Genomic DNA, 12,661 nt, shown 5'->3' on the forward strand with positions numbered 1-12,661 from the left:
CGGGGACGGCCCGGACGCCCGGCCAGCCCGGCCAGCCCGGTCGGCCCGGCCAGCCCGGTCGGGCCGGCCAGCCCGGTCGGCCCGGCCGGCGCGGTCGGCGTGGCCGACGTTGTGGCGTCAGGACGCGAGCAGCTCCGGCTCGAGGCGCCACCACTCGGCGAGCGAGCCGTCGTAGACCTTCACCTGGTCGTGCCCGAGCACCGTCAGGGCGAGCGCGTCGACGCAGGCCGCGCTGCCGACGCCGCAGTACGTCACGATCTCGTCGGCGTCGAGCACCGGCGCGAACACCTCGGCGAGTGCCGGGCCGCGGCGGAGGGTGTTGGTGTCGGGGTCGACCACGTCGTCCGTGGTGATCGCCGTGCTGCCGGGGACCACGCCGGGGTGGTCGGATCCCAGCGCCGACGGGGGAGCCGCCAGGACGACCGCCGCGGGCTCCTCGCCGCGGACGGCGCGCAGGACACGGTCGTGGTCGGCCCACACGGGACGTTCCTCCCCGGCCAGGAACGGCTCGGCGGACGGCGACGGGGTGCTGCCACGGAGCGGTCCGACGCGGACGGGTCGTCCCTCGTCCCGCCACTTGGCGAACCCACCGTCGAGCACCGCGACGTCGTCGAAGCCGAACGCGCGGAAGATCCACCAGAGCCGTGCCGCCCACTCACCGACGCTGTCGTCGTAGACCACCACGGTCGAGCCGTTGGTCACGCCCAGTCCACGCGCGGCGGACTCGAACCGCTCCGCTGTCGGGCGGGTGAAGGGCACGTCCGCGTCGGGCGTCGAGAAGTCGTCGACCAGGTCGGCGTACCGGGCGCCCGGTACGTGCCCGTGCTGCTCGTACGCGTCGCGGGCGGCCTGCCAGTGCATCGCCGTGCCGACCCCGGTGGTGTGCACCGAGGCATCGAGGACGACGAGATCGTCGGCACCGATGTGGTCGGCGAGCCACTGCGTCGACACGAGCGGCGAGGTCAGGACGGGGGCCATGGCGCTCAGGGTAACCGGGGCCACTGATGTGCCGCAGGAGGACCGACACAGTGCGCAACGCCGCCGTCCCGACCACGGGGTGTGCCGAATCCGTGCGCACCGGAACGGCCGGGGTCGGTCGTTCCTTCGGCCAGCCCCGAGGACGCGACATCCCACGCGTCGATCGACGCGTGGGATGTCGCAGAGCGGGGGCAGAGCAGGGCAGGGCGGACCGGGGGCGGACCGGGCGCGGAGCGGCTCGGGTCGCGGGAGCGGGGCGGCTAGTGCGCCGCTGCCGGGATGCTGCCCGTGGTCGCGGACGCCGCGCGCTCGAGCTTCGCGAGTCGCACCGACTGCCGGTTGATGAGCAGGCCGCCGGCGAGGGCGACGAGCACGAGCACCCCGGCCGAGATGCCGAAGGCGACGTGGTACCCGTCGATCACCGCCTGGGCCTGCTGCAGCTTCGTCGGTGCTGCCGAGAGGCCCGACAGGCTGTCCTTCACGACGTCGGCGAAGATCGTCGAGAGCAGGGCAGTGCCGATCGAGCCGCCGATCTGCTGCATCGTGTTGACCGTCGCCGAGGCCACGCCGGCGTCCGCCCGTGCGACACCGGTCGTCGCGGTGTTCATCGCGGACGAGAAGATCGTGCCCATGCCGAGACCGATGACGATCAGCGCCGGCAGGACGGTGCCCGCGTAGGTGCTGTCGACGTCGGTGCGGAGCAGCAGCAGGAGCCCGGTCGCCGCGACGAGACCGCCCGCGAAGATCAGGACCTTCGGGCCGACGCGGGGGAGCAGCCGCCCGCCGATCTGCGTCGCCGACACCATGATCGACAGCGGCATCGGCAGGAACGCCAGACCGGTCTGCAGCGAACTGAAGCCGAGGGTCTGCTCGAGGTAGTACGTCAGGAACAGGAAGATGCCGAACATGCCGATCGCCACGAGGCCGATCGCGATGAAGGCACCGCCGCGGTCGCGGTCGAGGACGACGCGCAGCGGCAGGAGCGGGTGCGCGACGCGGGTCTCGATGACCACGAACGCGGCGACGAGCAGGACGCCCGCGGCGAGCATGACGATGGTGAGCGGGGCGTCCCAACCGTTCGACTCGGCGTTCGAGAAGCCGTAGACGATGCCGACCAGGCCCGCGGTGATCGTCAGCACACCGGCCACGTCGATGCGCGGACGCTCGACCTTCGGCGGCTTCGCCATGAACACGAGCGCACCGATGACCCCGAGGACCGCGAACACGACGTTCACGTAGAGGCACCAGCGCCAGGACGCGTACTCGGTGAGCACGCCGCCGAGCAGCAGGCCGATCGCCGCACCCGAGCCGGCGATGGACCCGAAGATGCCGAACGCCCGGCCGCGTTCCTTCGGATCGCGGAAGGTCGTGGTGAGCATGCCGAGCGCCGAGGGGGCGAGCAGGGCACCGAAGACGCCCTGCAGTGCGCGGGCGGCGACGAGCAGGCCGAACGAGTCGGCGAGACCACCGAGCACCGAGGCCAGGGCGAACCCGACCAGGCCGACGATGAAGGTGGTCTTCCGGCCGAACAGGTCACCGAGGCGACCGCCGAGCAGGAGCAGGGAGCCGAACGCGAGCGAGTACGCGGTGACGATCCACTGCCGCTGGTCGGTGCCGAAGCCGAGATCGGCCTGCGCCGAGGGGAGGGCGATGTTCACGATGGTCGCGTCGAGCACGACCATGAGCTGGGCGAGGGCGATGACCGCCAGTGCGATCCAGCGGTGGTTCGGCCTGTCGGAGCCGGAGCCGGAGCCGGAGCCGGTCGTGGTGCCGGCAGCACGGCCGGTCGTCGTCGGTGCCGACCCGGTCGGGGTCGGCACGGTCTGTTCTGCCGTCACGGCAGCCTCCTTCGGAGAAGGGTGGAGGTGGCGGAGCACGCGCCGTCGAGCGCTTCGCGAGGAGGTGGAACCGGATGTGGTACATCCGTTTGTGTCGAGTGTAGACCGAAACGGAGCCACCGCATCCGTTTGTTCCCAGAATCGTCAACTACCGTCGACGTCGTGAGCACCACCGACACCGCGCACGACCTCGAGCGCCCCCTGCGCGCCGACGCCGCGCGCAACCGCGAGCTGATCCTGCAGACCGCGCGCCGGTGCTTCGCCGAGCGGGGCCTGTCGGTCACGTTGAACGACATCGCGCACGAGGCCGGGGTCGGCGTCGGCACCGTCTACCGCCGGTTCGCCGACAAGGACGCCCTGATCGAGGCGTTGCTCGCCACCAAGTTCGAGGCGATGAACGCCGCCGCCGCCCGAGCCGCGCAGGAGACCGATCCGCGCGAGGCCCTCCGCGTCTACCTGACGGGCGTGTTCGAGTTCCGCGCGCGCGACCGTGCCCTGGCGGACGCCATCGTCCGCGCGGGGAAGGCGCGGCCGTCGATCGTGCACGAGCGGGACCGGCTCGAGCGCCAGGTCGCGACCATCATCGAGCGAGCGGCGGCGTCCGGGGTGGTGCGGGCCGGGTTCAGCTACGCCGACCTGCCGATGCTCACGACGATGGTCGGCGCCGTCGCGGACGCCACACGCGCCCACGACCCCGACGCCTGGCGCCGCTACGCCGAGGTCGTGCTCGAGGGCGTGCTGCCCGGCGGCACCACCGACCCCATGGTCGGTGCCCCGCTCGACCGCACCGCCATCGAGCGCGCCCTGCACGGCCAGCCCTGACGTTCGCCTGACGCGGTATGCGCCGGGCGGGAGGCTCGTGGCGGCCGGGCACCGCGCCTCCAGGCCGTCGGCGGATCGGCCGCCACCGGCGTCCCGCGCGGTCGCGTCCTCAGGGCCGGACCGCTACAGCCAGCTCGGCAGCCAGTAGTGCGACCGGACGAAGTCCCACGGCATCTGCAAGCCGGTCCACATCGGGTACCAGTACGCCGACGCGAGCACGACGACACCGAGGTACACGCCGACCCAGACCAACGCCCGGGTCCGCCGCGGCCGCGGGTCGGTCCGGGACCCGGCGACGAGTCCGATCGCGGCAGCCAGGGCCATGACGAGGAACGGCTCGAACGCCACCGTGTAGAACTGGAACACCGTGCGGTCGGTGTACAGCAGCCAGGGCAGGTACCCGCCCGCGACACCGATGAGCACGAAGCCGTACTCCCACCGGCGCCGCAGCACGAAGAGCACGAGCAGCGCGACCGCCGCGATCACCGAGGCGTACCAGACGAACGGGTTCGCGATGCCGGTGATCGCCTCGCCGCAGCGGTCCGCCCAGCAGCCGTCCTGGCCGCGGTTCGTCCCGACGTAGTACATCGACGTGGGGCGCTGCATGACGAGCCACAGCAGCGGGTTCGCCTGGTACGAGTGCGGGGTGTGCAGGCCGATGTTGAAGCCGTAGATCTCCGACTGGTAGTGCCACCAGTTCTGGAACGGGTCCGGCACCCACGCGAGCAGTCCCGTCCACCGCTCGCCGCCGGAGGCGATCCAGTTCCGGTCCCACCCACCGGAGGTCCGGAACCACCCCGTCCAGGACGCCAGGTAGGTCACGGCAGCGACCGGCACGGTGAGCAGGAACGTCACCGGCGCCTGCTGCAGGAAGGCGCTCGAGGACCAGAACGTCACGCCCGCCCGGCGGCGCATCACCATGTCGCTCAGCACGGAGTACAGGGCGAAGAACGCCAGGAAGTACAGGCCGGACCACTTCGTCGCGGACGCCAGACCGAGGGCGACGCCCATCGCGACGAGCCACGGCCGCCAGACCAGCACCGGCCCCCAGAGCGTGTCACCGCCGCCGTCCGCCCGGCGTCGGACCCAGTCGTCGAGCCGCCGCTGTGTCCACCGCCGGTCGAGCAGCAGCGCACCCGCGCCGAGCACGACGAAGAAGGTCAGGATGCCGTCGAGCAGCGTCACGCGCGACAGCACGATCGCCTGGCCGTCGATCGCGAGCAGGAAGCCGCCGAGCGTCCCGATCGCGGTCGAGCGGAACAGCGAGCGGGCGATGACCGCGGTCAGGAACACGGTCGCGGTGCCGAGCACGGCGACCGTGAACCGCCACCCGAACGAGCTGTCGGCGCCGAACAGCAGCATCCCGAGGCCGATCAGGTACTTCCCGAGCGGCGGGTGCGCGATGAACTCCGCCGCCCTCGAGTACAGGTCGGTCTCGCCGTCCGCGAAGCGCTGGTCGGTCGTCGGGGCGCCGTCGTCGGAGGAGTTCGCCGGCCAGGTGCCCTCGTAGCCGAGGTGCACGATCGACCAGCCGTCCTTGACGTAGTACGTCTCGTCGAACACGAGCGAGTGCGGGTGTCCGAGTCCCACCAGACGGAGCACGGCCGCCAGCAGCGTCACCGCGATCGGACCCGTCCAGCGCCACACGGCGACCCGCCGCGACGTCGAGAGGACCCGACCCCACCAGTCGTCGAGGCGGGAGCCGGCCGGTCCGTCGACGAGGGCGGTGCGGTCGTCGGTCAGCTCGCTGGTCATCGCCTGCATCCTACGGATCGCCGCCACGGCGGACCTGGCACCAGAATGGGGAGGTGATCGTCCTCGCAGCAACGCCCATCGGCAACCTCGGCGACGCGTCTCGTCGTCTCGTCGAGACCCTCTCGAACGCGAGCGTGGTGGCCGCCGAGGACACCCGGACCGCGATCCACCTGATGCGTGCGCTCGGCATCGAGAACCGCCCGCGCCTGATCGCCCTCCACGAGCACAACGAGCGCGCGAAGGCCGCCGAGGTGGTCGAGCTCGCCCGCGACGAGGACGTGGTGGTCCTCACCGACGCGGGCATGCCCGCGATCAGCGACCCGGGCTTCCCCCTCGTGGAGGCCGCGGCGGCCGCCGGGGTGACCGTCACCGCCCTGCCCGGGCCGTCCGCGGTGCTCATGGCGCTCGCCGTGTCGGGCCTGCCGACCGACCGGTTCAGCTTCGAGGGCTTCCCGACCCGCAAGGCGGGGGAGCGCCGTCGTCTCTTCGCGTCCCTGGCCGGTGAGCAGCGGACGATGGTGTTCTTCGAGTCACCGCACCGGCTCCCCGACACGCTCGCCGACATGGCCGCGGGCTTCGGGGACGACCGCCGCGCGGTCGTGTGCCGCGAGCTCACGAAGCTGCACGAGGAGGTCCGCCGCGACTCGCTCGCCGCGCTCGCCGCCTGGGCAGCCGACGGGGTGCGTGGTGAGATCTGCGTGGTCGTCGAGGGCTCGACCGGCGCGCTCGACGTGACGAGCATCGAGGACGGTGTGCGGCTCGTGCTCGAGCGGGTCGCCGCCGGGTCGCGCATGAAGGAGGCCGCCGCGGCGGTCGCGGACGCGACCGGCCTGTCGAAGCGCGACCTGTACGAGGGCGCGCTCGCCGCGCGGTAGGGCCGACCACCGTCGGTCTGGAGGCGCGGGGCGGGCCCGCCACCCGCCTCCCGTCCGGTTCTCCACAGGCGGCGCGCGGGGCGCGTCACGCGGCTCCGGCCCGCCCGTAGGATGGTCCGCATGTCCGACGGGTCCTCGTTCAGCATCACCACGCCGATCTTCTACGTGAACGACGTGCCCCACATCGGGCACGCCTACACCGAGGTCGCCGCGGACTTCATGGCACGGTGGCACCGGCAGCGGGGCGACGACGCCTGGCTGCTCACCGGGACCGACGAGCACGGCCAGAAGATCCTCCGGACCGCCAGCGCGAACGACGTGTCCCCGAAGGAGTGGGCTGACCGGCTCGTCACCGACGCGTGGAAGCCCCTGCTCGACACGGTCGACGTTGCGAACGACGACTTCATCCGCACGACCGACGAACGGCACGAGCGCGGCGTGACCGCGTTCCTGCAGAAGCTGTACGACGACGGCTACATCTACGCCGGCGAGTTCGAGGGCTTCTACTGCGTCGGGTGCGAGGAGTACAAGCAGCCGAGCGACCTCGTGCCCGGCACCGGTCCCTACGAGGGCCAGCAGGTCTGCGCGATCCACTCGATCCCCGTCGAGGTCCTCGCCGAGCGCAACTACTTCTTCCGCATGAGTGACTTCGAGCAGCGCCTGCTCGACCTGTACGAGTCGAACCCACAGTTCATCCAGCCCGAGAGCGTCCGCAACGAGATCGTCTCCTTCGTGAAGCAGGGCCTGCGCGACCTGTCGATCTCGCGCTCGAGCTTCGACTGGGGCATCACGATCCCCTGGGACCACGACCACGTGCTCTACGTGTGGTTCGACGCCCTGCTGAACTACGTCACCGCCCTCGGCTACGGGTCGGACGACGACGAGGCGTTCCAGCGCCTCTGGCCGAGCGTGCACGTCGTGGGCAAGGACATCGCCCGCTTCCACGCGGTGATCTGGCCCGCGATGCTCATGGCGGCGGGTCTCCCGGTGCCGGAGCGCGTGTTCGGTCACGGCTGGCTGCTCGTCGGCGGCGAGAAGATGTCGAAGTCGAAGCTCACCGGCATCGCGCCGTCGGAGATCACCGACACCTTCGGCTCGGATGCCTTCCGCTACTACTTCCTCCGCGCCATCACCTTCGGGCAGGACGGCAACTTCAGCTGGGAGGACATCTCCGCCCGGTACTCGGCCGACCTCGCGAACGGCTTCGGCAACCTCGCCTCGCGTCTCGTCGCGATGCTGCAGAAGTACTTCGACGGTGCCGTGCCGTCGCGCGGCGAGCTGACCCCGTCGGACGAGGCGATCGACGCGCTCGCGGTGTCCGTCACCGAGCGTGCGGACGCCGCGGTCGAGGCCTTCGCGCCGCACGAGGCGATCGCCGCCGTGTGGGAGCTCGTCGACGCGCTGAACGGGTACATCACCGAGCAGGAGCCCTGGGCGCTGGCGAAGGACGAGTCGGCGCGCGAGCGTCTCGGCACCGTCCTGGCGACGGCCCTCCGCGGCCTCGGCACCGTGAACGTCCTCGTGTCCCCGGTGATGCCGAAGGCGACGGAGAAGCTCTGGGCGTCGATCGGTGCCGGCGGATCGGTGACCGAGCAGCGTGTCGACCGCGCCTACGAGTGGCAGGGCGCCGCAACCGTCGTGCCGCTCGGGTCCGGCCTGTTCCCGCGCATCGAGCAGCAGCCCGAGCAGGGCGCAGCGTGACCGACGCGGCGGACGGCTCGCACGTCCGGGCGCGTGGCGAGGGGGCGTCCGGCGGCTCGAAGCGCGACCTGAGCTACCCACCGCTGCCGCAGGCGCTCGTGGTGCCGGTGTACGACAACCACACGCACATGGAGATCGCCGACGGCGTCGGCGAGGGCGGCGACGGTCCGCTCGACTACCGCGAGCACCTCGACCGTGCGTCGAGCGTCGGGGTCCGCGGCGTCGTGCAGGTCGGCACCGACCTGGCGACGTCGGAGTGGTCGGCGCAGATCGCCGCGCGTGAGCCCCGCGTGCTCGCCGCCGTCGCGCTGCACCCGAACGAGGCGCCCGTGCTCGACGAGCAGGGGCTGCTCGACGAGCACCTCGCCGGCATCGAGCGGCTCGCGGCGCTGCCCCGCGTCCGGGCGATCGGCGAGACCGGTCTCGACTTCTTCCGCACCGGCGAGGACGGCCGCGCGGCACAGGTCCGCTCGTTCGAGGAGCACATCCGCATCGCGAAGGAGCACGACCTCGCGCTGACGATCCACGACCGTGACGCGCACGAGGCCGTGGTCGAGGTGCTCGACCGCGTGGGCGCTCCCGAGAAGACCGTCTTCCACTGCTTCTCCGGCGGTCCCGACCTCGCCCGGCTCTGCGCCGAGCGCGGCTGGTACATGTCCTTCGCCGGCACGGTCACGTTCAAGAACGCCCAGTCGCTCCGAGACGCCCTGCAGGTCGCGCCGCGGCACCTGGTCATGATCGAGACGGACGCCCCGTTCCTCACGCCGACGCCGTACCGCGGCCGGCCGAACGCGCCGTACCTGATCCCGCTCACGCTCCGGTCGATGGCCGAGACCCTCGGTACCGACCCGTCGATGCTCGCGGCGCAGATCGCCTCGACGACCGAGCTCGTCTACGGTGCGTGGGACGCCGAGCCCGTCACGGTGGACCAGTAGTCGTGGGCGCGCTGCTCGGCCCGGCGGAGATCCGGGACCTCGCCGCCAAGCTCGACGTCACCCCGACGAAGAAGCTCGGCCAGAACTTCGTGCACGACGCCAACACCGTGCGCCGCATCGTCTCGGCCGGCCGGGTCACGTCGGACTCCCGCGTGCTCGAGATCGGACCGGGCCTGGGCTCCCTGACCCTCGGGCTGACCGAGACCGGCGCGTCCGTCACGGCGGTGGAGATCGACGGTCGGCTCGCAGCCCAGCTGCCCGCGACCGTCGCGGCGATGCAGCCGGACGCGCGCCTGCGGGTCGTGCACCAGGACGCGCTCGCGGTGACTGCGGACGACCTGCCCGAGGCTCCGACGCACGTCGTGGCGAACCTGCCGTACAACGTCTCCGTCCCCGTGCTGCTGCACCTGCTCGCGACCTTCCCGACCATCGAGCGGGTGCTCGTCATGGTGCAGGCCGAGGTCGGCCACCGCATCGCCGCCGGGCCGGGCAGCAAGGTCTACGGGGCGCCGAGCGTCAAGGCCGCCTGGTACGGGTCGTGGTCGACCGCCGGGCAGATCAGCCGCCAGGTCTTCTGGCCGGTGCCGAACGTCGACAGCGTGCTCGTCGGGTTCGACCGTCGTGAGCGCCCGGGGGACGAGACGCTGCGGGCGCAGGTCTTCGAGCTCGTCGACGGGGCGTTCCAGCAGCGCCGGAAGATGCTCCGGCAGAGCCTGTCCGGGGTCCTGGGTTCCAGCGCCCGTGCGTCGGAGCTGCTGACCGCGGCCGGTCTCGACCCGACCGCTCGGGGTGAGGCGCTGTCGCCGGACGACTTCGTGCGCCTCGGACGGACGGTCCTCGCCGCCGCCTGACGGCAGGCGGTCGTGTCACCGCTCCGGCCCGGTGGTCGTCGTGTCGGCGACGGAGCCCTAGGCTGACCGCGTGCACGCTCCGACCTCCCGTCTCGCCCTGGCGATCACGCTCTTCTTCCTCGCGGGCGGTGCACTGGTCGTGGTCGTCGCCGTCGTCGCCCTCGTCCGTGACGCCGGCGACGATGCTGCCTGGGCAGCCGCCCTGTTCGGAGCAGGCCTGGCGGCGTGGGGACTCTGGTTCAACCAGCTCGCGGACGAGGACGAGGACGGGGCGTCCACCGGGGCCGAGCCGCGGGCTGCGAGGAGCTCCATCGGCACCCTGGCGATGGTCGCCGTCCTGGCCGGGGGTGCCTTCTGGGTGCTCCGTGGGCCGCTGGACAGGACGCTGGCCGAGTCGCTCCTCGTCACCGCCATCGTGCTGGGGCTCTGGGCGTTGAACCGGGGTCTCGACGCGCGGATCCGGCGTCGGCGCGCCGCCGGCGAGGTCGACTGACGGAGCAGCGTGCTCCGGCCGGCGCCGGCACCGGTGCCCGCCCCGGCCCCGACCCCGACCCCGACCCCGGCCTGACGGTCGACGTGCACACGCCTCCTCGCCCGGGGCTGATCCGCCCGTGGTGCGTGGCTCAGTGACCGCGGCCGGCCATCGCCTCGAGGATCTGCTGGTGCGTCCCGTCGCGCTCGGCCCAGCGCAGCGGCTGGACGTCCTGCACGAGGATCTCCGGCGCGGCACCGGAGTCGAGCAGACCCATCACCTCGTCCGTGAAGGCGTCGAGGGGCATCCCGCCGAAGTCGGCGCCACCCATCAGGTCCGTCTGCACGGCCGGCGGGGCGAGCTCCAGCACCGCCACCGAGCTGCCGACGAGCTGCTGCCGGAGCGCCTGCGTGTACGAGTGCACCGCGGCCTTCGTGGCGCTGTAGGTCGGGGTCGCGGTCAGCGGGACGAAGGCCAGACCGGACGACACCGTGATCAGCGTCGCCGCCGGCCGGGAGAGCAGGTGCGGCAGGAAGGCGTCGATGAGCCGGATCGTCCCGACCAGGTTGGTCTGGACGGTCGCGAGTGCGTCGTCGATGTGTCCGGGGTCGCGCAGGTCCTCGTTGCGCATGATGCCCGACATCGTGACGACGGTGTCGAGCTCCGGCCAGCGGGTCGTCACGTCCGCTGCCGCGCTCGCGATGGAGTCCGCGTCGGCGACGTCGATCGCGACGGTACCGAAGCCGTGCTCGGCGGCGAGGGCGTCCAGACGGTCCTGGCGGCGGCCGCCGATGACGACGGTGCTGCCGGCGGCCTGCAGGCGCTGCGCGAGGGCGAGCCCGAGGCCCGAGGTCGCGCCGGAGATGAAGACGGTGCTGTTCGTGGTGTCCATGCCGACCACGATGCTCCTGCGCACGGGGCTCCTCCAGGGCGCGGGCATCGGGGGACCGGCGGTCCCTGGCTCCGCTCCGGCCGAGACGGCACGATGGGGGCATGGACCGCCCCGCGCTCGCCGACTTCCTGCGCCGCCGCCGCGAGCTGCTGCGCCCCGAGGACGTCGGCCTCGGCAGCGGTCCCCGTCGGCGGACCCCCGGACTCCGTCGCGAGGAGGTCGCCGCACTCGCCGGGATGAGCGTCGACTACTACACGCGGCTCGAGCAGCAGCGGGGCCCGCAGCCGTCGGAGCAGATGGTCGCGGCGATCGCCCGGGCCCTCCGGTGCAGCCTCGACGAACGCGACCACCTGTTCCACCTCGCCGGGCACACGGCGCCGGTCCGGATGCACCGCGCGGACCACGTGGACCCCGCGATCCTGCGTGTGCTCGACCGGCTCGAGGACACCCCGGCGATCGTCGTGAGCCACCTCGGTGAGACGCTCGTCGAGAACCGGCTCGCTCGGGCACTGCTCGGCGGATCCGTCGACCTGCCGGGCAACGAGCGCTACCAGGCGTGGCGCTGGTTCGTCTCGGGGACGGAGCAGGCGAAGTACGCGCCCGAACAGCACGAACGACTCGGTCGGGTGGTGGTCGCGTCGCTCCGCGCGGCCGTCGGGCTCGCGGGGCCGAGCGACCGTCGGGCGACGGAGCTCGTCGCCGAACTGCAGCGTCGCAGCCCGCAGTTCCGGGAGCTCTGGGAACGCCACGAGGTCGCGACCCGCTGGTCGGACGACAAGACCATCGTGCAGCCCGAGCTCGGCCGGATCACCGTCGACTGCCAGGTGCTCCACACGGACGACCAGGCGCAGGCGCTCCTGTTGTTCACCGCGCCCGCGGGGAGCGAGGACGCGCAGAAGCTCGAGCTCCTCGGCGTCGTCGGCACGCAGCAGTTCGGCGCCGACCGCGTCGCGCGCTGATCCTCAGTCCGCCGACGCACCCCGTGCCCGCAGGGCCGCGACGACGGCTTCGGGGTCGTTGCACCGGAACCGCAGCGACCGCGCCCCGCGGATCGCGACCTGCACGCCGGGTCCGCCGTCGAGCAGCACCGCCGTGCCGCCGGGGACGAGCCGGATGCCGAGCCCGCCGGAGTTGCCGCCCGTCATGTGCACGACCTCGGCTGACGTGATCTGCTCGGGGGCGACGCGCCGCCGGTACCACCAGGGGCGGACACGGACCTCGAGCACCTCGTCGACCCGCACCGTCATCCGCATGGTCATCATCCCGATGCCGAGCGCGACCGTGACGGCGAGGGTGACCACCAGCACGCCGACGTCCGACGCCGACGGCGGCTGGTCCTGCCACCCCGCCGGCACCGCGAGCACGAGCGTCGCGATCCCGACGGCGGTCGCGATCACGGCCCACCCCACGACGGTCATCACACGGCCGGAACGGACGGTCTCCTCGTACGCGGGGTAGGACATGCGTTCCACCCTCGCACACCCGGCGCTCCGGCACGAGGTGACCCCGCCGCGATGGCACGAGGCGACCGCGCGCGGACGC

General features: G+C 72.4%; 12 protein-coding genes. 7 read left to right on the forward strand and 5 right to left on the reverse strand.

Translation table 11 applies throughout. The features are described 5' to 3' along the window. Nucleotides 1-117: 117 nt before the first annotated feature. The gene (locus tag M3666_RS03055; RefSeq protein ID WP_251154465.1) at nucleotides 118-978 is read right to left on the reverse strand and encodes a sulfurtransferase; all 861 of its coding nucleotides are present in this window, start codon (nucleotides 976-978) and stop codon (nucleotides 118-120) included. A gap of 260 nt (nucleotides 979-1,238) precedes the next feature. Beyond that, nucleotides 1,239-2,816, reverse strand: a complete 1,578-nt coding sequence (locus M3666_RS03060) for an MFS transporter (protein WP_209685553.1) — start codon at nucleotides 2,814-2,816, stop codon at nucleotides 1,239-1,241. A gap of 162 nt (nucleotides 2,817-2,978) precedes the next feature. Here M3666_RS03060 and M3666_RS03065 point away from each other — a divergent pair, with 162 nt between their 5' ends. After that, nucleotides 2,979-3,638 carry a TetR/AcrR family transcriptional regulator gene (locus M3666_RS03065; protein ID WP_066655923.1) on the forward strand — a complete coding sequence of 220 codons (660 nt, stop codon included), beginning with the start codon at nucleotides 2,979-2,981 and terminating at the stop codon, nucleotides 3,636-3,638. A 123-nt stretch (nucleotides 3,639-3,761) separates the two neighbouring features. Here M3666_RS03065 and M3666_RS03070 read toward each other — a convergent pair whose 3' ends face one another. Next, a complete protein-coding gene (locus tag M3666_RS03070; protein ID WP_251154466.1) occupies nucleotides 3,762-5,393 on the reverse strand; it encodes a dolichyl-phosphate-mannose--protein mannosyltransferase in 1,632 nt (543 codons plus the stop codon). Between the two features lie 53 nt (nucleotides 5,394-5,446). On the opposite strand from M3666_RS03070, the gene rsmI reads away from it, so the two are divergent. From rsmI to M3666_RS03095, 5 genes are all read left to right on the forward strand, one after another. Continuing rightward, nucleotides 5,447-6,268, forward strand: coding sequence for a 16S rRNA (cytidine(1402)-2'-O)-methyltransferase (gene rsmI / locus M3666_RS03075; protein WP_066655921.1), 822 nt, complete (start codon nucleotides 5,447-5,449; stop codon nucleotides 6,266-6,268). A 120-nt stretch (nucleotides 6,269-6,388) separates the two neighbouring features. Beyond that, the gene (gene metG, locus M3666_RS03080; protein WP_251154467.1) at nucleotides 6,389-7,969 is read left to right on the forward strand and encodes a methionine--tRNA ligase; all 1,581 of its coding nucleotides are present in this window, start codon (nucleotides 6,389-6,391) and stop codon (nucleotides 7,967-7,969) included. Then, a complete protein-coding gene (locus tag M3666_RS03085) occupies nucleotides 7,966-8,904 on the forward strand; it encodes a TatD family hydrolase (protein WP_066655919.1) in 939 nt (312 codons plus the stop codon). Before metG ends, M3666_RS03085 begins: the two co-directional genes overlap by 4 nt. A 2-nt stretch (nucleotides 8,905-8,906) precedes the next feature. Further along, nucleotides 8,907-9,755, forward strand: a complete 849-nt coding sequence (gene rsmA / locus M3666_RS03090; RefSeq protein WP_251154468.1) for a 16S rRNA (adenine(1518)-N(6)/adenine(1519)-N(6))-dimethyltransferase RsmA — start codon at nucleotides 8,907-8,909, stop codon at nucleotides 9,753-9,755. A gap of 70 nt (nucleotides 9,756-9,825) precedes the next feature. Continuing rightward, complete coding sequence (locus M3666_RS03095) at nucleotides 9,826-10,248, forward strand: hypothetical protein (RefSeq protein WP_066655914.1); 423 nt, start codon at nucleotides 9,826-9,828, stop codon at nucleotides 10,246-10,248. A gap of 130 nt (nucleotides 10,249-10,378) precedes the next feature. Here M3666_RS03095 and M3666_RS03100 read toward each other — a convergent pair whose 3' ends face one another. After that, nucleotides 10,379-11,119 carry an SDR family oxidoreductase gene (locus M3666_RS03100; RefSeq protein WP_066655912.1) on the reverse strand — a complete coding sequence of 247 codons (741 nt, stop codon included), beginning with the start codon at nucleotides 11,117-11,119 and terminating at the stop codon, nucleotides 10,379-10,381. Between the two features lie 101 nt (nucleotides 11,120-11,220). Here M3666_RS03100 and M3666_RS03105 point away from each other — a divergent pair, with 101 nt between their 5' ends. Continuing rightward, nucleotides 11,221-12,078, forward strand: a complete 858-nt coding sequence (locus tag M3666_RS03105) for a helix-turn-helix transcriptional regulator (RefSeq protein ID WP_209685564.1) — start codon at nucleotides 11,221-11,223, stop codon at nucleotides 12,076-12,078. A gap of 3 nt (nucleotides 12,079-12,081) precedes the next feature. Here the strand turns inward: M3666_RS03105 and M3666_RS03110 are convergent, their stop codons facing one another. Next, a complete protein-coding gene (locus M3666_RS03110; protein ID WP_251154469.1) occupies nucleotides 12,082-12,582 on the reverse strand; it encodes a hypothetical protein in 501 nt (166 codons plus the stop codon). Nucleotides 12,583-12,661 lie beyond the last annotated feature (79 nt).

This window comes from Curtobacterium sp. ODYSSEY 48 V2, from assembly GCF_023712625.1.
Taxonomy (GTDB): Bacteria; Actinomycetota; Actinomycetes; order Actinomycetales; family Microbacteriaceae; genus Curtobacterium.